Source organism: Pedococcus sp. P2_D7 (assembly GCF_056404295.1).
In genome coordinates, this window is the sequence record NZ_JBFUEH010000004.1 from 46,523 (window position 1) to 65,031 (window position 18,509).

Here is an 18,509-nt window from a genome sequence, read left to right on the forward strand (position 1 = left end):
GGGGCCGATGGGGCGGGCAGCTGTGGTTGCCGCCCGTCCCATCGAGGTCAGTTGCCGTAGTAGTCGTTCGCCTTCAGGTCGGCGTCGATGTCGGCAGCCGCCTTGTCGAGGATGGCGTTGGCGTTACCACCAGCGATGATGTCCTGCGCCGCCTTGGCGAAGGTCGTGGTCAGGAACGGGTAGCCCGGCGTCGGGGGACGAAGCTCGGCGAAGGCCGCAGACTCGTCGAGGAAGAAGCGCTTCGGGCCTCCTTCCTGCCACCCTGGCGACAGCTGGGCCGCCTCGTCCGTTGCCGGGACGTTGCCGGAGTCGGTCACGATCTTCGAGAGGTACTTCGGCTTGAGCGAGTACGCGAGGTAGTCCATGGCAGCGGCCTTGTTCGCGCAGTTGGAGCTCACGCCCCACTGCCAGGAACCGCCGCCGATCTTGGGCCCCTTGCCGAAGTCCGGGGGCGGCAGCGCGACGCCGTCCTTGACCTTGTCGAGACCCGTGGAGTTCCAGATACCGGTCCACACCATCGCCGACTTGCCGTTGGAGAAGTCGGCAAACGCATCGACCCCGGACTTGGCAGGGGTGTAGCCCTGGTCCACCAGACCGCGGAACCACGCGGCCCACTTCTTGGCAGCGTCGCCGTTGATCGCGCCCTGCGCGGTCTTGTAGCTGGAGCGATCGATGAGGTCGCCGCCGAAGCTCTGCAGGAAGGGCGAATAGCCGTAGGTCCACCACTCGGTTCCCGAGTCACCGGTACCGAGGTCGAACGTGGTCTTGAACTTGCCGGTCGCCTTGATCTTCGGCAATGCGTCGGCGAACTCAGCGGCGGTCCACGGCTGCTTCACGGTGGGGATGCGCACGCCAGCCTGAACCAGGGCGTCCTTGTGGGCGAAGATCGCCAGTGCCGCCTCGAAGTAGCCGATCGAGTAGAGCTTGTCGTTGTAGATGCCCTTGGTGCTGTCGAGGTTCTTGGCGACCAGGTCCGCCGGCAGGTCGAGCGGGGCCAGGAAGCCGGCCTTCGCCCACGCCGGCACGTTCGGCGCGTCGATGTCGAGGATGCAGGGGAGCTTCTTCGACGTGGCGGCAGCAGTGACTGCGCCGTTGTACGCCTCTTGCGGGAACGACTTGAGCTCGACCTTGTACTTCTGCTGGCTCGAGTCGTAGTCGGCGATGGCCGTCTTGAGGAGCGCGATCTCCTTGGGGGCGCCACCCGCGTGGGTCCACAGGGTCAGGGTGCCCCCGTCTCCGCCGCTGGCGTTGGTGGTGGCCTTCGCGCAGCCCGTCATCATCAGAGCAGTGGTTGCCAAGAGCGCGCCAGCACTCACAACCCTGCGTCGCATGTCTCGATTCACGGTGGTTCTCCTTGGGGTGAGGTACTGTCGCGGTGAGTGAAGAAACGTTTCCGCAATAGTGATACAACGTTTCTTCACTGTCAATACCCAACCTGGGCCCAGTTTCCGACGTTGCTGAGGAGAATCCTGTGCCGCCCTCTCGCCCCACCTTGAAGGACGTTGCCGTGCGCGCCGGCGTCTCGATCACGACGGTTTCGGTGGTGCTCAATGGGAAGCGAGACGGTGTCCGAGTCCCGGAAGGAACACGAGAGCGCGTGCAGAAGGCGGCCGACGAGCTCGGCTACCGGCCCAACGAGATGGCCCGAGGGCTGCGACAACGAAGCAGCCAGGCGATCGGTTTTCTGTCCGATGAGGTGACCACCACCCCGTTCGCTGTGGCGATGTTGGCGGCCGCGCAGACCGAGGCTGCGCGCAGCGGCTATCTGCTCATCACCGTGAACATCGGTCGCTCACCCAACGACGCCGACATGGAACGCGCGCTCGACTCCTTGCTGCAACATCAGGTGTCCTCACTGGTGGTCGCACACATGTTCCACCAGGAGGTCGAACCCCTCCCGGGACTTCCCGAGACGACGATCTTCCTCAACTGCCGCGCAACCAGCGGATCCTTTCGCTCGATCGTTCCGTCCGAGACGTCCGCTGCGTACGACGCGACACGGGAGCTTCTTGGGCACGGACACAGGCGAATTGCCTACCTCGAGGGTGACACCGGGCTGGTTGCGTCCGGCCTTCGCTACGACGGCTACCGGCAAGCTCTCGAAGAGGCCGGAATCGGACCGGACCCGCGTCTGCGCCTTGGTGTCTTGCCGAGGGTCAGCGGCGGCGTGCGCGGCGGCGAACTGCTCGACCTCCCTGACGATGTGCGCCCGACCGGGGTGTTCTGCTTCAACGACCAGGTCGCGATGGGCTTCTACCGCGCCGCGCGACAGCGAGGGCTTTCGATCCCCCACGACATCTCAGTGATCGGCTTCGACGACCAAGAGTTCATCGCCTCAGAACTCGATCCGCCCCTGACGACGATGCGGCTGCCTCATGCCGAGATGGGAAAGCTGGCAATCCAAACGTTGCTCGGCCACGACACCTCGTCCGCCTCCTGGCAGCCCAACGGCACCGGTGAGGTCGCCCGACTGGAGTGCCCTCTCGTGCGCCGCGCCTCCGTGACCGCTGTCGGAGCTGCCCGACTCCCGGCGTGAATATCGTGGCCCTGCGTCACTACTGGCGGAGTGCTACACGCGCCGATCGGGGCGTCGGGCGGTCCCGGTGTGCTCGAAAGACGACGTCTGGCGTCAGTGTCTGTGGGGAAATCGCGGCGAAATGCGTTGGTGCGCCAAGGAGCCGCCGGTGAGCGGGCGGCATACGTCGGTCTGCAAATCCATCGCGAAAGCTTCGAAGGTTCGAATCCTTCACCTGCCACCATGTGCACAAGAGGGTCCCGGACCAGCGGAAACGCAGGTCAGGGGCTCTCTGTCCATACCCGCTAGGGGTATCTGGGGCAGGAAGATTTGCGGGTACATCGTCAGGCCGGTGACCTGCGGAAACGCTGCGCCGGTTCTGTCCCGCGGGAAATGCGCTGGGAATGTAGGTGCCGAACGCCGTGAAGTCGGACTCCTGAGCCGGTGACCTGCACGGACCCGTCGGGTGGGGGTATGCAATCGCGGTGGAGTCTCGCACCGTCCCGCTTCCGATGGGCCACGTGGCGCGTACCGCGGCTGCGGACTGAACCCAACACTCCCGGCGGCGAAGTCGGGGCGGGTGACCGGACCCGCTCCTGGGCCGTAGTACGCGACCTGAAGCGACCCTGTCGCAGAGCGGCGGTTAGGTCACCCGGGTAGGAGAACTCGGACGTGGTCTCTTATCTCCTGGACGACGTCGGCGACCGGGTTTGCGATGTTGATCGTCGCAGCCATGCTGACGAACATGATCGCAGAGACGATGTGGGCGAGTTTCGCGACGTCGCGGGAGGGGATGCGCTCGTCTCGCGCCAGTACGTCGGCGATCGCCTTTTCGGTCTGCACCGTCAGGGCGAGCGCGTCGCGGTGGTGGGGCTCTTCGGGGTCGCCGAAAACGATCTCGCGCAGGTACGTCCGCCCGTTGTCGACCTGCTTGCGGTTGCATTCCACGACGGGTCGGACCACTGCCATCACCGCGTCGAGGACGTCGGGGATGCTCTCGGCGGCGGTCCTGCCCCGGGCGAGGGCGTCAGCGTAGGAGGAGTTCTGCACGAGGAGGAGGAGCTCGCCCTTGTTCTTGGCGTAGAGGAACAACGTGCCCGCACCGATGTCGGCCTTGTCGGCGATCTCCTGTGCGGTGACCTCGTCCACGCCGCGCTCTGCGAAGAGCTCTCGGGCGGCGGCGGTGATGCGGTCGAGCTTCTGCTGTTTGTTCCGCTCGCGCCGTCCGACTGGTGGGGAGGTGAGTGGCATGACTGCCGCCCTTCTCTGCGGTGTGGGTTCCTGCTGTGTGGGCTCGGATGCTCGGCGCTCATTCTTCCACGGCGTAGAAGGGAGCCCTGGTGTCTCGGAGCTCCGGATAGAGGGCCTCGACCGGACCGCTGAGAGCCGCCTTGACGTGGACGGTCAGGTCATCGGCGATGACCTCGTAGTCGCCGGCCTCGACACCGTCGTAGACCTTGGTCACGAGTTCCGCCGGTTGCATCTTGGGGCCATCCGCGTGCGCGGCCATGCGGGTCTCGACGTAGCCCATGTGCACACCCGTCACGTGGACGCCCTCGGGTGCGAGCTCGAGCCGCAGTGAGTTGGTCGCTGACCAGAGCGCGGCCTTCGCGGCGCTGTAGATGCCGCCGAACGCGTACCAGCTGGCCACCGAGTGCACGTCCACGAGAACGGACTGGGTCTGTGCGGCGAGCGTAGGCGCGAAGGCACGGGCGAGGAGGACGGGTCCGAAGAAGTTGGTTTCCATGTTTGCCCGGATGTCCGCCTCGGTCACCTGTAGCAGGCTGGCGCTTGGCGGGTTGGCGCCGGCGTTGTTGATGAGCGCTGTCACGTCTGGCGCGGCGGCCACGGCCGCCTCGATGGACGCGGCGTCGGTGATGTCGAGGATGAGGGGGACGATGCGCTCGTCGCCCCACGTGCGAGGAGTACGGGCGGTGGCGTAGACCTTGGCCGCGCCGCGCGCGAGAGCTTGGTGGACGAAGTGGGTTCCGATGCCGCCGTTGGCCCCCGTGACCAGGACCACTCCACCTTTGAGGGAAGGCATCAGCGGGCGAGGAAGTCGACGGCGGCCGGAGCGAACGCGTCGTGGAACTGGAAGATGCCGCCGTGGCCGGAGTCGGGGTAGATGACCAGCTCGGACCCCTTGATGCGGCGGTGCAGGTCTTCGGAGAGCACCGAAGGCACCATCCGGTCGTTGTCGCCGTTGGCGATCAGGGTCGGCTGGGTGATCCTCGACAGGTCGCCGGGGATCGAGCGTCCCCACTTCTTGATCGCCTTGAGCTGTGTTTGGAGCGCCCTCACCGACACCGGCGCGTCGCGGTCCGCGGCCCGCTCCTTGAGGCGCTCCACGAACGCGAGGGCAGCAGCCTTGCCTGTGGCGTTGCGGTTGAAGAAGAGGAACTCCTTGGGGTCCGACCGGGTCAGGGTCGCCCGCAGGATGTCGTAGTAGGTGACGCCGGCAACCTTGTCCATGTCCTTGCCGCCAGCAGGACCGGTGCCGGTGAGGACGAGTTTGCGGACCAGCCCGGGGTGCTTGACCACGAGTGCTTGGGCAACCATGCCCCCGAGGGAGAAGGAGAAGATGTCGACCTGGTCGAAGCCGAGAGCCTCGATGAAGGTCACCGCGTCGTCGGCCATCGCCTCGATGCTGTCGGGAACGGCGCCGCTGGATGCTCCGACGCCGCGGTTGTCGAAGGTGATCACATGGTGCTCGGCGGCGATGGGGTCGACGATCCGGGGGTCCCAGTTGTCGAGGTTCGCAGCGAGGTGGACGAAGAAGACGACGGGGGTCCCGCCTTTCGGGCCCAGCTCGCGGTAGGCGTAGGTCACGCCGCCGGCGTGGACGGTTTGGGTCGGCGCGTCCTTGTAGGCCGTGATGACGTTGTCCTGTCCTTGCGGGTTCGTGCTCATGATGTTCTCGTGCTTTCTGGTTTGTGGATGCGGGTTTCTGGTTGGGGGTTGCTGGTTGGGGGTTGTTCGTGGTGCGCGCAGGGTTTGTCAGGCGTGGCTGATGAGGGCCTTGCCGCGGATGCGGCCCTTCCCGAGGGACTGCACCGCCTGCACGGTGTGGTCGAAGTCGAAGACCCGGCCGACGACGGGGCGCACCGCGCCGGCGTCCACCAGGTCTGTGATCTGGCGGAGCTGGTCACCGCTGGCGCGCATGAACAGGAACTCGTACGTCACGCCGAGGTGGCGGGCTTGGCGGCGTACGCCGCTGCTGAGGGCGGTCATCACAAGCCGGAGGAGCGGGTTCGCGCCGAGCTCGCGGGCGAACGCCGAGTCTGGCGGCCCAGCGATCCCGATCACTTTGCCCCCTGGTCGCAACACATGCAGCGACTTCTGCAGAGTCTCTCCACCGACGGTGTCCAGCACGAGGTCGTACCCGTCAAGGAGCTGTTCGAAGTCCTGGCTGCGGTAGTCGATGACCACATCCGCCCCGAGTGCGCACAGGAAGTCGGCGTCGCTCCTGCTGGACGTGGTGGCGACCATGGCGCCGAGGTGCTTGGCGAGTTGGATTGCGATCGTTCCGACTCCGCCGGCGCCCCCGTGGATGAGAACCCGTTGACCCGGCTGGAGGTTGCCCCGTTCGACGAGCGCCTGCCATGCGGTCAACGCCACTAGCGGCAGGGAGGCCGCTTCCTCGAGGCTGACGGACGCGGGCTTGAGCGCCAGGTCGGCTTCGGCAATCGCGATGCGCTCTGCGAACGTTCCGATGCGATCCTTGGCGGGCCGGGCGTAGACCTTGTCGCCAAGCTTGAATCCGTGCACCATCGCGCCGACGCCGATCACCGTTCCCGCGACGTCGTTGCCGAGGATCTGCGGCAGCTCGTACCGGAGGATCTGCTTGAACTCGCCAGTCCGGATCTTCTCGTCGAGCAGGTTGAGCCCGGCAGCCTGGACCTGGACGAGCACGTCCTGCTCTCCGACCACCGGCTCGGGAACGTCCGCTTCCTCCAACGGTCCCTTGTACTGCTTCACAACGAACGCTCGCATGTCGCTTGTCCTTCCTACCCTGCCTCATTATGAGGTCACTCAATAATGAGTATACTCAGGCAATCTGTCAAGTGACCCCCCGCGGGCAGCCGCGGTGACTGGGAATGGCGCACCCATGGCGAACTGAGCAGTCGAGGGGTGGGCGCGGTCGTGGGTGACTACGCATCGGTCTGGGTGATGCCTCGCATTGGCATTCAGGCGTTCGTTCGCCGGACGATCAGGGATTCAATGTTGTTGTCGCGAGGCGGATGAACCGTCACTCAAGTTTGCGCGGGCCACTGTGCCCTGAGTGCAAACACGAAGGAAGTGAGCAGGATGAGCGCGAGGGTGCGTTGGGGCATCGTCGGGACTGGCGGGATAGCGCGGCGAACGGTTGGCGATCTGCAGCTGTGCGACAACGTCGAGCTTGTCGGCATCTGCTCGCGTGACAAGGACCGGGCCGAGAGTTTCGCCTCCGAGCACGCGATCCCGTTCGCGTCCACCGACTTCGACGAGTTCTGCGCATCCGGGCAGGTGGATGCGGTGTACATCGGCATCCCACACGGGCTGCACTTCGACTACGCCGCACGCGCCTTGCGGACGGGTACGCACGTGGTGTGTGAAAAGCCCCTGACGATGACCTCCGCTGAAGCCGAGGAGCTGCAAGGTCTCTCGCGCGAGAACGGCGCATTTCTCATGGAGGCCATGTGGATGAAGTTCACCCCGGCGTTTCGAGCCGTGACCGAACTCTTGCGGTCGGGCAAGATCGGGGTACCGCGACTGATTCAAGCCGGTGCCGGATTCCCAGTCCCCCCGGATGGCCCGGCCAGGTACTGGGTCGCGGAGCTGGGCGGGGGCGCCCTGTACGACCTGGGCGTGTACACGATCGCCGTCGCGCACGCTGTCCTCGGAACCCCGGACCAGGTGATCGCGGTGGGAGAGATCCGCGACGACGGTGTCGACGAACAAGAGGCGTACACCTTGATGTACACCTCTGGTGCGCTTGCACAGCTGACGAACTCGCTCACCACCTTCATTCCCCCGGGCGGTTGGATCGGCGGAACGCGAGGAAGCATCACCTTGGGCGAGCCGCTCTTCGCTCCACGCTCCCTTCGCGTGGTGACGGGACAGCCTCCGGCCCCACCGACAGTGGAGGAACTCACCTTCGAACAGGAGGGTGCCGGCTACGTCCCGATGTTCCGCGCCGCATCCGAGGCCATCCTCCGGGGCGACCTCGAGCATCCCATCCATCCGGTCTCCCACACGGTTGAAGTTCTTCGAATCCTGGAGAGGGTTCGAGCCCAACTTCGGGTGGTGAGTGAGCGCGCCAGCGAGGGTGGTCAGCTCGGCGCGTTGGGCCGACACGGGTCATGACGCCGACGCCATGGGCACAGCTCTCCCTCTCGGGCCGCACCGTGGTCGTCACCGGAGCGGCCTCTGGGATCGGCGCAGCCGTGGCGGCGGGCGCAACAGCCGCCGGCGCGACCGTCATCGCAGTCGACCAGCGCTCAACGGATGGCGTGCGCGCGCTCGACGTTCGCGACGAGTCGCAATGGGACACCTTGGCCGCAGAGCTCTCAGACACCGGTCAGACGATCCACGGCCTGGTGAACTGCGCAGGGACGACCTGGCGTGCGCGAGTCGGTGACGCCACACGGGATGACTTCGTCGAGGTACAGGACGTCAATGTCGTTGGCCCGCTGCTCGGGATCAAGACTCTCGTTCCCCTCATGCGTCCCGGCGCGTCGATCGTCAACATCGGCTCGCTCGCCGCACTCCAGGGCCACTACGCCGTCGCGTACACGGCCAGCAAGTGGGCGCTCCGCGGGCTGACCCATGCGGCGTGCCTGGAACTCGGTCCGCTGGGAATCCGCGTCAACATCGTCCACCCCGGATTCATCGACACCCCGATGACGGCGTCGGCGCCGGCGGAGTTCCGAGCCGCCTCTGTCGACGCCGCGCCACTGGGCCGAGCGGGGGCCAGCAACGAGATCGCGAGCGTCGTGACGTTCCTGCTCGGCGACGCCGCCTCGTACGTGAGCGGAGCCGAGATCCCCGTGGACGGTGGCACCAGCTCCCACGGCGGGGCAAAGGCAGTCTCCGACATCCTGCGGCCCCAGTACCTCCCGCCCATGCGCGAGGGAACCTAGGCCCGCGCCACCACCGCACTACGAATGGACACAACCATGACGCCTGACGAGCTTGACGCGACCGACCCTGCAGGCGCGATCGCGGCAGCAGCGAAGCGGGTCTCGAACTGGGGGCGGTGGGGGCCCGACGACGTTCGCGGCACCATGAACTTCCTGAGCCAGGAGAAGCGACGCTCGGCCGCCGCCCTCGTCGTCACCGGTCGAAGCTTCTCGCTGTCGCAGTCCTTCGACATGGACGGGCCACAGAAGGGGTGGCGCAGGCGGACCAACCCGATCCACGTCATGCTCGACACTGGTTCCGACGCTGTGGCGGGCGTACAGGGTTTCCCCCACGGTCTTGGCGGTGCGGACGATGTGGTGACGATGCCGCTCCAGTGCTCGACCCAATGGGATGGGTTGGGCCACATCTTCGACCACGGCAAGGCCTGGAACGGGCGTCCGGCCGACCAGGTGGTGACAAGCCTCGGCGACAGCGTCACGGGCATCGAGACGGTGGCGGACGTCGTCGCCGGGCGCGGGGTGCTCCTCGACGTCGCTCGTCAGTTCGGGACCGACGGTGAGCTGCCCGACGGGTTCGCGATCACCGAGCAGCACCTCGAGGCCACGATCGTCGCGCAGGGGCCCAGCTCCATCGTCGGTCGTGGAGACGTCGTCGTGGTCCGCACGGGACGGCTCACGCGCGCCAGACGCGAAGGTTGGAAGGACTACGCCGGGGGGGACTCGCCGGGTCTGTCTTTCACCACGCTCGACTGGCTACACCGGTCCGAAATCGCGGCCATCGCCACGGACACCTGGGGCCTGGAGGTGCGGCCCAACGAGTTCGACGACGCGTTCCAGCCGCTGCACCAGGTGGCGATCCCACACATCGGGCTTTTCCTCGGTGAGATGTGGGATCTCGAGGCTCTCAGCGAGGACTGCGTCACGGACGGGGTCTACGAGTTCTGGCTCACGGCAGCGCCCATCCCGTTCACGGGTGCCGTTGGCGCACCGGTGAATCCAGTCGCGGTCAAGTGACACGGCGACTGGAGGGCAAGGTCGCCCTGATCACGGGCACGGCTGGTGGTCAGGGCCGCGAAGCAGCGCTGCTCTTCGCGGCCGAGGGCGCCATCGTGGTGGGCTGCGACCTCCAGGCAGACGCCGCGGCTGAGACTGTCGAGCTGGTCCGCGCCACTGGAGGAGTGATGACCAGCACGCACCCTGTGGACCTCACCGACGAGGCGAGCGTGCGCGCGTGCGTGGACGAAGCCGCGGAGCGATATGGCGGTATCGACATCGTGTATGCCAACGCGGGAGCAACGCGCTTCAGCCCCGTCGAGCAGGTCACTATCGAGGAGTGGCACTTCGTGCTGGCTCACGAGCTGGATGTGGCGTTCCTGCCGATCAGAACCGCGTGGAAACACCTCAAGGTCTCGCCCTCAGGGGCGATCGTGCTCGTCGGTTCCACCGCCGGGATCAGTGGGTCAATGACGAATACCCGGGTGGCCCACACCGTCACCAAGGGTGGCATCGTGGCTCTGACCAAGCAGCTCGCCGCCGAAGGTGCTCCGCACGGCATACGAGTGAACTGCGTGAGCCCCGGCATGGTCGCCACTCCAGCCACGCAAGCGGACCTGCTCGCGCCCGGCCATCCCATGCGGGACATCGCCCGGCACATCCCACTGGGCCGAGTCGGAAGCCCTCGGGAGGTAGTGCAGTGTGCGCTGTTCCTCGCCTCCGATGAGGCGTCCTACGTCACGGGGGCGAACCTCGTGGTCGACGGGGGCTGGTCGGCCGTGCTACCGGGTCAGTGGACCTCGGCCCCACCCGCAGCAAGTATGTGAGCTTGGCGAAGGTGGGCGACTGAGAGCGATCTCGACGTTCTCCTCCAACGGGATTCAGCGGAGGTAGCGGTGGATGAAACGGTTGCCGAACTTCCGGTCCGGATCGGTTTGATTCATCAGCCTGCTGAAGTCCTCAGACCGTGGGAAGGCCGCAGACACATGGGACCGGTCGAGCTCGAAGAGCTTCCCCCAGTGCGGCCGAGCACCCAGAGGTACCAGGGCGGCTTCGATCTCTCGGAGGGCAGCACGGACGGCTGGCTCGTCCTTCACCCAGGTGAAGTGGAAGGCGACAGTCTCGCGTTCGTAGGCGCCACTCAGCCACAGGGAATCCGAGGCGACGGTGCGTACCTCGGCCACCTGCAGGAGGTGTCGGAAATTGGGGGAGAGGCGGCGCAGGGCGGCGAGCCCGGGAAGCGCATGCTCTCGCGGCAGAAAGTACTCACTTTGGAGCTCGTCACCTCGGCTTGGGGTGAAGTCGAGGCGGAAGTGTGGCAGTCGGTGCAGCCACGGACCTGCGACGCCCCCTTGGTCCGTGAGCGCTTCGGTTGCGCCTCCAGGGAGCATGTGGGTGAGAGCTTGTGCGGCGGTCGTGCCAAAGGGTTCTGAGGCTGTCAACTGTTCGCCCCGGGCCTTGACCCACAGTTGGTTCTCGGTCTCGTCACCAAAGTAGGTGAAGATGCTGACGCTGTACCCGGCCCCTGTGAGGTCTTCGAAACGGTCTTCGATGGTTGACCAGCTCAGACCGAGCCGCACGGCTTGATGGACGAGGTAGCTGGGCTCGATGTCCAGGACCAGGCGCGTGACAATGCCAAGCGCCCCCAAGGCCACGACGGATCCGTTGAAGTCGGGGTCGGCCCGGTCGAGGCGCCGCACGCAGCCGTTCGCTCCGAGAATCTCGAGGGCACGTACGGCCCCGGCGAGAGACTGGTTCCGGTCGCCGGAGCCGTGCGTCCCGGTTGCCACGGCCCCGCCGACAGAGATGTGGGGAAGGGATGCCATGTTGGCCAAGGCGTGTCCGCTGGCCTCCAATGCCGTCGCCAGGTCGCCGTAGCGCGTTCCTGCCGAGACAGAGACCGACCACGACTCCTCGTCGATCCGGATGTCGTGCGGCAGCCCTGCCAGGTCCACGAGGATCCCGACGGTGTCGGTGAGGTCGGTAAACGAGTGACGAGAGCCGAGCGCTCGTATTCGTGGTGACCCCGCGACAAGTTCTTGCAACTCGTCGACACTTGATGGCCTCGCCAATGCGACGGCGGTGTAGGAGTAGTTGCCAGCCCAATTGGTGCCGATGGCGGACGCCACAACAGACCTTCTTCCTTCAAACTCGCGGTGACGTTCGTACGGTGGCGTGGCGGTGGCGTGGCGGTGGCGTGGCGGTGGCGTGGCGGTGGCGTGGCGGTGGCGTGGGGGGGCTTACGCGGGATCGCCGGCCAGGTGAACGACGGTCGCCACGCTCGCTCGTGCAACTCGACCAGCGGCCCTGTCGTAGGCGGCTTGCACGTCGGGCTGGGCCTCAGGTGTGTACTCGGTCGTCGTGCGGAAGTGCCATGACGGTGGCTCGGGGCTGCCCAGCAAGACCCATGCCGCTTGGCGGGCGGCTCCGTCGGCGACGTCCTCTCCGACATCCGGCACGATCACCGGTAGCCCCCAGGTCCTTGACCCGACGACGCGGAATGCCTCTGACCGTGCGCCACCGCCGACGAGTGTCACGGTATTGATGGTGACGCCCTGATCCCGCATCCCGGCCATCGCGGCTCCGAGGAGCCCCGCGAGGCCCTCGAAGGAGGCCAGAGACAGGTTGGCGGCAGTCAGACCCTCCAGAGTGACTCCATGCAGTTCACCGGTGGCCAAGGGCAGGTTCGGTGTCCTCTCGCCCTCGAGGTAGGGAACGAGGACGAGTCCTCCTGACCCCGGAGGTGCGCCGAGCGCAAGCTGCGCAAGGGCCTCGTGGTCGACGCCGAGCAGCTGCGCGGTTGCATCGAGGACCCGGGCGCCGTTGAGGGTGCAGGCGAGGGGGAGGAACCGGCCCGTCGCGTCCGCGAACCCCGCAACGGTTCCGGTCCGGTCGGCTGTCGGGGTGTCTGAGACCGAGGCGACGACGCCCGAGGTGCCGAGCGATACCAGCGTGTCCCCGGCCCCCAAGCCCAGACCCAGTGCAGCGCCGGCGTTGTCGCCGCATCCGGGGCCTACGACCAGATGTGAGAGCCCCAGGTCCGCTGATCCTTGGCCCGCTGGGTCGTGGGGTCCCAGGACGCGCGGAAGTCGGATGGTGGCTACGGCCGACTCGTCGCGACGAAGGGCCAAGGCCAGTAGGTCCCGCCGGTAGGTCCCTGAGACGGCGTCGAAATAGCCTGTGCCGGAGGCGTCGGAGCGGTCGGTTACCAGGGTGTCGAGGGACTCGGCGCCGGTGAGCCGCCAGGTCAGCCAGTCGTGCGGAAGGGATACGGCGGCTGTTGCGGCGGCGTTGTCGGGCTCGTGGTCGGCGAGCCACCGCAGCTTGGTCACGGTGAGCGAAGCGACCGGGACTGTTCCGACGGCCTCTGCCCATCTCGTGGCACCGAGGGTCTCCTCACCCTCGCCGAGCTCGCGAATCAGGTCCGAGGCGGCCGACGCAGAGCGTGTGTCGTTCCACAACAGAGCGGGACGGATCACGTGACCCTGCGCGTCCAGACACACCATGCCGTGTTGCTGACCTGCGACGGAGATCGCAGCGACGTCCGACAGGCCGCCGGCAGTCTCGATCGCGGTCTTGAGGGCCTCCCACCAAGCCTCAGGGTCGACCTCCGTGCCTGGAGGATGTTGGGCGCTACCGCGGCGCTCCAGCTGCCCAGACTCGGCGTCCCGGATCACGACTTTGCACGACTGGGTTGATGAGTCAATGCCCGCGACGAGGGTCACCCGTCAGCCAACCAGGTGCTCGATGGCGAGCTGGTTGAGCCGGACGAAGCCGTAGTCGCGCTCCGCTGCCTCCTCCACGTCGAAGCCGTCATCCCCGGCGAGGAAGTCGGTGACCGACTCGTTCGGGTCGAGGGTAGGCGTGGCCAGTGACGTGACACCGGAGTACTCGAGCGCCTCCGTGACCCGTGGGTCCGCGCGAAATGACTTCGCCTTCTCGGCCAGGTGCAGGTAGGTGGACATGCACGCCTTGGCGGACTCCCACACTCCGGTGAGGTGCTCGGTGCGAGACGGCTTGTAGTCGAAGTGTCTTGGCCCATCAAAGCGCGGGGCGTCTGGCCTGCCGACGAAGCCGTTCTCAAGCAGGTCAACGGTAAAGAAGGCGGACAACAGATCGCCGTGCCCGAAGACGAGATCCTGGTCGTACTTCAGGCCGCGCTGACCGTTCAGGTCGATGTGGAACAGCTTGTCGCTCCAGAGCGCCTGGGCGAGCTGGTGCGTGTAGTTGAGGTTGGCCATCTGCTCGTGACCCGTCTCCGGGTTCACGCCCACGATGTCACCATGCTCGAGTTCCGCGATCAGCGCCAGAGCGTGCCCGACCGTAGGCAGGAAGATGTCTCCACGGGGCTCGTTCGGCTTGGGTTCGAGCGCGATTCGCAGGTCGTAGTCCTTGTCCTTGATGTATGCCGCAACGGTGTCCAGACCCTCCTTGTAACGGTCCAAGGCCGAGTACAGGTCCTTGGATCCGTCGTACTCGGCGCCCTCGCGGCCGCCCCACATGACGAAGGTCGTGGCACCCATCTCGGCGGCGATGTCAACGGCGCCGAGAACCTTGCGCAGCCCGAACCGCCGGACCGACCGGTCGTTTGACGTCAGTCCGCCATCCTTGAAGACCGGGTGCGAGAAGGTGTTGGTGGTGACCATCTCGATGACCAACCCGGAGGCATCCGTGGCGGCCTTCAATCGGCCAAGGCGGTCCTGTTTGGTTGCGTCGTCGGCGTCGAAGGCAAAGACGTCGTTGTCGTGGAAGGTGATGCCCCAGGCGCCGATCTCGGCGAGCTTCTCGGCATACTCCCACGGGTCCAGCGCGGGGCGGCTGGCCGTTCCGAAGGGGTCGGCGCCGGTCCAGCCGACGGTCCAGAGACCGAACGAGAATCTGTCTTCAGGCTGAGGCTGACGATCCACGGTGCACTCACTTCCGGAAGGGGACTGTCGCGTCGCAAACGGGTGTCGCGAGCGGTTGCCAGCATCGCCCATCCCAAATCGGAATGACAGTTCTAGTTCGTGATGGAGACCATCGGCGCGAGCGATGCCGGGATCAGGGTGAGGGCTCGGTGACGAACTCACGGTGCGGCAGAAAGAGCGCCACCACCGCGCCAAGGGCGAGGACTCCCGCAAGCGCGAGGAACAGCCCGCCCTCATCGGACTGAGTGGCAAGCGCACCCCCTATCGAGGCGGCCCCGATGGTGACTCCGAGTTCACGCCCGAGTGAGACGGTGGACGTTGCGGATCCCACGTGCTCTCTGGGCGCCGCGTCCTGCGCCATCGTGGTGACGAGCTGCATGTAGCAACCGGTGCCCATGCCAAGCACGGACACCCACGCAGCGGTGTGCAGCACGCTCCAGGACGCGTCCAGACCCGACAGTGCAGTCATCGCGCCCGCACCGACCGCGCACCCAAGGACGGGCAGTCGCCGATACTTCCCGGTCCGAGAGATCAAGGCGGACGTCCCGAAGATCGAGGCCATCATTCCGACGATGAGTGCCAAGAGGAGGGCTCCGGAAGCTGTGGCAGGGACGGCCAGGACAGTCTGGACGATGGTCGGGAGGTAGCCGACGAGCGCAAAGACGGCGACCCCGATCGTCAAGCCCAACCATGTGCTGACGGTGATCGTGCGATCCTTCAACACGCCCACGGGAATGAGCGGGTCCACGTGACGGAGCATCCGCCTCACGAAGACGCCGGTCGCCAACACCGTCACAACCAGAAGGGCCGCGCCAGCAGCAGGCTTCCCCCAAGGGCCGCCCTGTCCGACCGTGCCGGTCAGGGAGACGAGCGCTGTCACGGCGACCGCGTAGACGATGGCCCCTGGAACGTCCAGCTTTCCACTGGGGCTTGGGGACTCGGTCCGGGGGACGGACTTGAACGCCATCGCAAGCGCCATGACCCCAAGGGGCAGGTTCACCCAGAACACCCACCGCCATCCCACGGTGTCGGTGAGGACGCCTCCGACAAGGGGAGCCACCACGCTGGCGGTCGCGAATACGAGTCCCACCGGGGCCATGAACTGGCCGCGGTGACGAGCTGGCACAGCGTCCGCGACAACGGCCTGGGAAAGGACGAGGACACCACCCCCGGCCAGCCCTTGAATCGCGCGGAGTGCAACGAGCTGCAGCATGGTGCTTGCGAGCCCGCAGGCGACGGATGAGATGACGAATCCGGCAAGGCACAGGAGGAAGACCGATCGGCGGCCACGCAGGTCGCCCAGACGCCCATAGACGGGCATGGAGATGGTCATCGCCAGCGTGTAGCTGGCAAAGACCCAACCCATCGCGGAGCGGCCGCCGACATCGCGAACTATGGCGGGCAGTGCGGTCGCGACGATCGTCTGGTCCATGGCCGTGAGCAACGTGACGACAAGGAGCGCAGCTTGGAGACGGCGGTGTCGCGTGGATGGGTATGCGGGAGCAAACAGAGTGGCACTGGGCACGGGGGCAGTCCTGCCTGAGTAGGACGCGGCGATGTGCGCGTAGCCCGCCAATGACGGGCCCGACGGGCGGTCGCAGCCGTGCGATTGCCACCCCGGCATCCGTCTTCATCGTATCCGACCTCGGCGGGCGGAAGCCGGCCTCACGTCCTTCGAATAGTTGAAGGTGGGCATCGCTTCTGGTGATGTCTCGCATCGGCATTCACGCCTTCGTCGATCGTCAGATCACCGCTTCAATGACGCTGTCTTGGAACGGACGACCTAGCAAGGGAGTGTTGATGATCGCCGACCGGATTCTGGAGGAGGGGACCCTCAGGGCGGAAGGACGGCGCGCCTCCGTTGAGGTTCGCATCCCTTGGTACCGGGCGTTGCCCGCGTCATGCATCGCTGACGTCGAGCTGCGCATTGACGGCCACGTCGCACCCAAGGACAGCCTGCTGTGGAACATGAATGGTAGGGATTTCCGACTGGACCAACTCGCGGACACGGTCGATGAGTGGTGGTTCACCACCGACTCCGCCGTCCTGTCGGGGGACCTCGCAGTCGAAGACGGCCAGACGCACGAAGTCGAGGTCGACCTCCACCTCTACATCCCCTACATCGTGACCGCCCACGGCGTGCTGCTCATCGAGGAGCACGGCCGCAAGACCATGGAGGTTGCTGCACATGTCTGACGGCCTCGGCACCCCGATCCAGGGCGTGACCCTCTACAGCTTCACTCGCGCGTTCCACGCGCGGCAGTACGATCTCGAAGGCCTCATCCGCCGGGTGTCCGCCGACGGGTACGGGCCCGGCTTGGAGATCATCGGCTTCTCGGCTTTCCGCGGCTTCCCGGACGTGACCGACGAGTATGCCGAGTGGTTCCGTGGCGTGGTGAGTGATGCTGGGCTGGTCCAGACCTCCCTGGCCATCAACACGGACGTCGGCATCCGGCGCGACCGCCTGATGACGGACGCCGAGCTGGTGGAGTACATGCGTCGCCAGATCGAGTCCGCGGCGAAGCTCGGTTTCCCGTTGGCGCGCGTCCAGATCTCCCTGACCCCGGACTCGATGGAGGCGCTGCTCCCCATCGCCGAGCGGTACGGGGTGACGCTGGCGATCGAGGTCCACGCTCACCACCACGGGCAGCACGAGCTGGTCCTGGCCCTTCGCGATCGGTACGAGAAGCTGGGGTCGCCCCTGCTTGGCTTCGTGGCCGACTGGGGTTCCACCGTCTCCGACTTCGCGCCGTCTGCGATCGAGGCATACCGGCGACGTGGTGCGAGCGAGGACCTCATCTCGGCCGCGGTCTCGCTGTGGCGCGACTACTACCGACAGGGTCCGCCGAACACCGACGCCGAGCACGGTGAGCGGTTCGGTTCCTTCATTGGGCTGGCGGCACGTCACGGCCGGCCGGAGCTCGGCGTCGACCTTGCGATCAACGGGACCGGTCTGTTCGGACCGGCCAGGGTGGACTCGTGGCACGAGATCCTGCCCTGGATCCGTCACGTCCACGGCAAGTTCTTCGGCATCGACGAGAACGGTGAGGAGCCGTCCGTTCCCGTCCGTGACCTCATCACGCTCCTCGTCAACGCCGGGTACAAGGGCGCCGTCTCGACGGAGTACGAAGGATGGCACTGGAACTACTGGGACGACGCGTTCCCGATCGTGGCGGGTGAGCAGGCTGTCCAGCGATCGGCGGCCGAGCTCGCGGGGTCGCGCATGATCACGTCGGCCGCGGAGGCTCGTCAGCAACTGGCGGCTCACCATGGGTCGGTGCGCCGGGCCGTTTCGTAGGCTCTGCGCATGACGCCCCCGAGCAGCGAGCTGGTCAAGCAGCCGAAGCAAGAGCGCAGCCGTCAGTCCTTCGACCGCGCGGTCGAGGCCGCCATGTCCCTGATGGTCGAGCGACGCTCAGGTGCCATCACGGTCGCCGAGGTGGCAGCGCGCTCAGGGGTCTCAACCGGGTCCATCTACGCGCGGGTCGCCAGCAAGGAGGATCTCATCCGTGTTGCGCATGTGCGCCTCATGGATCGTCTGGCGATCGAGACCCGTCAGGCACTGAGTCTGGAGGTCGCGCCCCACGAGTCCCTGGTGGATCTGGTGGGGCGCGCCGTGCGTGCCCTCGCGGAGCTGTTGCGCCGGCATGCCGAGGAGCTGGCTCCGTTCATGCGGCTCGCCCACCGGGACCCAGTGATCGCCGCGGGCGGCAAGAGGGCGCACGAAGAGATGGTGTCGGCCTTCGCCAGCACCCTCCTGTCGGCCGATGGTGGCATCACTCGCCCGGATCCACAGGCCGCGGTCACGTGGTCCTGCACGGTGGTCTACAGCGTCCTCGCCCGCCAGCTGGGCCTGGGGAGCGACCCTGAGGCTGCGATGGACCAGCCCTGGGACGAACTGCTCGCAGTGCTCGTCGAGATGGTCGCCGCATATCTCGCACCGGTCTGACCTGCCGGGCATCGCTGATGACG

The 18,509-nt window shown here is 66.5% G+C and carries 17 protein-coding genes; 8 read left to right on the top strand and 9 right to left on the bottom strand.

Annotated features, from left to right (window positions below; all coding sequences use genetic code 11):
- Positions 1-47: 47 nt before the first annotated feature.
- Positions 48-1,298 carry an extracellular solute-binding protein gene (locus tag AC1DWJ_RS09310; RefSeq protein ID WP_477620640.1) on the bottom strand — a complete coding sequence of 417 codons (1,251 nt, stop codon included), beginning with the start codon at positions 1,296-1,298 and terminating at the stop codon, positions 48-50.
- Between the two features lie 173 nt (positions 1,299-1,471).
- On the opposite strand from AC1DWJ_RS09310, the gene AC1DWJ_RS09315 reads away from it, so the two are divergent.
- A complete protein-coding gene (locus AC1DWJ_RS09315) occupies positions 1,472-2,536 on the top strand; it encodes a LacI family DNA-binding transcriptional regulator (protein ID WP_477620641.1) in 1,065 nt (354 codons plus the stop codon).
- A gap of 627 nt (positions 2,537-3,163) precedes the next feature.
- On the opposite strand, the gene AC1DWJ_RS09320 is transcribed toward AC1DWJ_RS09315, so the two are convergent.
- From AC1DWJ_RS09320 to AC1DWJ_RS09335, 4 genes are all read right to left on the bottom strand, one after another.
- Positions 3,164-3,766, bottom strand: coding sequence for a TetR/AcrR family transcriptional regulator (locus tag AC1DWJ_RS09320; protein ID WP_477620642.1), 603 nt, complete (start codon positions 3,764-3,766; stop codon positions 3,164-3,166).
- Between the two features lie 58 nt (positions 3,767-3,824).
- Entirely contained in the window at positions 3,825-4,559 is a 735-nt protein-coding gene (locus tag AC1DWJ_RS09325) for an SDR family oxidoreductase (RefSeq protein ID WP_457253958.1), read from the bottom strand.
- Complete coding sequence (locus AC1DWJ_RS09330; protein ID WP_457253957.1) at positions 4,559-5,425, bottom strand: alpha/beta fold hydrolase; 867 nt, start codon at positions 5,423-5,425, stop codon at positions 4,559-4,561. The genes AC1DWJ_RS09325 and AC1DWJ_RS09330 overlap by 1 nt, the downstream gene beginning before the upstream one ends.
- An 87-nt stretch (positions 5,426-5,512) precedes the next feature.
- Entirely contained in the window at positions 5,513-6,508 is a 996-nt protein-coding gene (locus AC1DWJ_RS09335) for an NADP-dependent oxidoreductase (RefSeq protein WP_457253956.1), read from the bottom strand.
- Between the two features lie 315 nt (positions 6,509-6,823).
- Here AC1DWJ_RS09335 and AC1DWJ_RS09340 point away from each other — a divergent pair, with 315 nt between their 5' ends.
- From AC1DWJ_RS09340 to AC1DWJ_RS09355, 4 genes are read left to right on the top strand one after another with little or no spacing between them, the layout of a single operon-like run.
- Entirely contained in the window at positions 6,824-7,861 is a 1,038-nt protein-coding gene (locus AC1DWJ_RS09340; RefSeq protein WP_477620643.1) for a Gfo/Idh/MocA family protein, read from the top strand.
- Entirely contained in the window at positions 7,858-8,637 is a 780-nt protein-coding gene (locus AC1DWJ_RS09345; protein WP_477620644.1) for an SDR family oxidoreductase, read from the top strand. Before AC1DWJ_RS09340 ends, AC1DWJ_RS09345 begins: the two co-directional genes overlap by 4 nt.
- Positions 8,638-8,673: 36 nt before the next feature.
- On the top strand, positions 8,674-9,651 hold the full coding sequence (locus AC1DWJ_RS09350; RefSeq protein WP_457253953.1) for a cyclase family protein: 978 nt from the start codon (positions 8,674-8,676) through the stop codon (positions 9,649-9,651).
- Positions 9,648-10,457 carry an SDR family NAD(P)-dependent oxidoreductase gene (locus tag AC1DWJ_RS09355; RefSeq protein ID WP_477620645.1) on the top strand — a complete coding sequence of 270 codons (810 nt, stop codon included), beginning with the start codon at positions 9,648-9,650 and terminating at the stop codon, positions 10,455-10,457. The genes AC1DWJ_RS09350 and AC1DWJ_RS09355 overlap by 4 nt, the downstream gene beginning before the upstream one ends.
- A 54-nt stretch (positions 10,458-10,511) precedes the next feature.
- Here the strand turns inward: AC1DWJ_RS09355 and AC1DWJ_RS09360 are convergent, their stop codons facing one another.
- The 4 genes from AC1DWJ_RS09360 to AC1DWJ_RS09375 all read right to left on the bottom strand — a co-directional run bounded on the left by AC1DWJ_RS09360 (position 10,512) and on the right by AC1DWJ_RS09375 (position 16,161).
- Entirely contained in the window at positions 10,512-11,759 is a 1,248-nt protein-coding gene (locus tag AC1DWJ_RS09360) for an FAD-binding protein (RefSeq protein WP_477620646.1), read from the bottom strand.
- A gap of 111 nt (positions 11,760-11,870) precedes the next feature.
- The gene (locus tag AC1DWJ_RS09365; RefSeq protein ID WP_477620647.1) at positions 11,871-13,355 is read right to left on the bottom strand and encodes a xylulokinase; all 1,485 of its coding nucleotides are present in this window, start codon (positions 13,353-13,355) and stop codon (positions 11,871-11,873) included.
- Positions 13,356-13,358: 3 nt separating this feature from the next.
- Entirely contained in the window at positions 13,359-14,537 is a 1,179-nt protein-coding gene (gene xylA, locus AC1DWJ_RS09370) for a xylose isomerase (protein ID WP_457253948.1), read from the bottom strand.
- Between the two features lie 133 nt (positions 14,538-14,670).
- On the bottom strand, positions 14,671-16,161 hold the full coding sequence (locus tag AC1DWJ_RS09375; RefSeq protein ID WP_477620648.1) for an MDR family MFS transporter: 1,491 nt from the start codon (positions 16,159-16,161) through the stop codon (positions 14,671-14,673).
- Positions 16,162-16,244: 83 nt separating this feature from the next.
- Between AC1DWJ_RS09375 and AC1DWJ_RS09380 the strand changes: the two genes are divergently transcribed.
- From AC1DWJ_RS09380 to AC1DWJ_RS09390, 3 genes are read left to right on the top strand one after another with little or no spacing between them, the layout of a single operon-like run.
- A complete protein-coding gene (locus AC1DWJ_RS09380) occupies positions 16,245-16,733 on the top strand; it encodes a C-glycoside deglycosidase beta subunit domain-containing protein (RefSeq protein ID WP_477620649.1) in 489 nt (162 codons plus the stop codon).
- Positions 16,726-17,835: a sugar phosphate isomerase/epimerase family protein gene (locus AC1DWJ_RS09385; RefSeq protein WP_457253945.1), complete on the top strand. Its 1,110-nt coding sequence runs from the start codon at positions 16,726-16,728 to the stop codon at positions 17,833-17,835. Before AC1DWJ_RS09380 ends, AC1DWJ_RS09385 begins: the two co-directional genes overlap by 8 nt.
- Positions 17,836-17,844: 9 nt before the next feature.
- The gene (locus AC1DWJ_RS09390) at positions 17,845-18,486 is read left to right on the top strand and encodes a TetR/AcrR family transcriptional regulator (protein WP_457253944.1); all 642 of its coding nucleotides are present in this window, start codon (positions 17,845-17,847) and stop codon (positions 18,484-18,486) included.
- The last annotated feature ends 23 nt before the right edge of the window (positions 18,487-18,509 follow it).

Excerpts from the sequence above, each read along its gene's own strand:
- AC1DWJ_RS09320 (WP_477620642.1), bottom strand. The coding sequence starts at position 3,766 with ATGCCACTCACCTCCCCACCAGTCGGACGGCGCGAGCGGAACAAACAG.
- AC1DWJ_RS09325 (WP_457253958.1), bottom strand. The coding sequence starts at position 4,559 with ATGCCTTCCCTCAAAGGTGGAGTGGTCCTGGTCACGGGGGCCAACGGC.
- AC1DWJ_RS09330 (WP_457253957.1), bottom strand. The coding sequence starts at position 5,425 with ATGAGCACGAACCCGCAAGGACAGGACAACGTCATCACGGCCTACAAG.
- AC1DWJ_RS09335 (WP_457253956.1), bottom strand. The coding sequence starts at position 6,508 with ATGCGAGCGTTCGTTGTGAAGCAGTACAAGGGACCGTTGGAGGAAGCG.
- AC1DWJ_RS09340 (WP_477620643.1), top strand. The coding sequence starts at position 6,824 with ATGAGCGCGAGGGTGCGTTGGGGCATCGTCGGGACTGGCGGGATAGCG.
- AC1DWJ_RS09345 (WP_477620644.1), top strand. The coding sequence starts at position 7,858 with ATGACGCCGACGCCATGGGCACAGCTCTCCCTCTCGGGCCGCACCGTG.
- AC1DWJ_RS09350 (WP_457253953.1), top strand. The coding sequence starts at position 8,674 with ATGACGCCTGACGAGCTTGACGCGACCGACCCTGCAGGCGCGATCGCG.
- AC1DWJ_RS09375 (WP_477620648.1), bottom strand. The coding sequence starts at position 16,161 with ATGCCGGGGTGGCAATCGCACGGCTGCGACCGCCCGTCGGGCCCGTCA.
- AC1DWJ_RS09380 (WP_477620649.1), top strand. The coding sequence starts at position 16,245 with ATGTCTCGCATCGGCATTCACGCCTTCGTCGATCGTCAGATCACCGCT.
- AC1DWJ_RS09385 (WP_457253945.1), top strand. The coding sequence starts at position 16,726 with ATGTCTGACGGCCTCGGCACCCCGATCCAGGGCGTGACCCTCTACAGC.
- AC1DWJ_RS09390 (WP_457253944.1), top strand. The coding sequence starts at position 17,845 with ATGACGCCCCCGAGCAGCGAGCTGGTCAAGCAGCCGAAGCAAGAGCGC.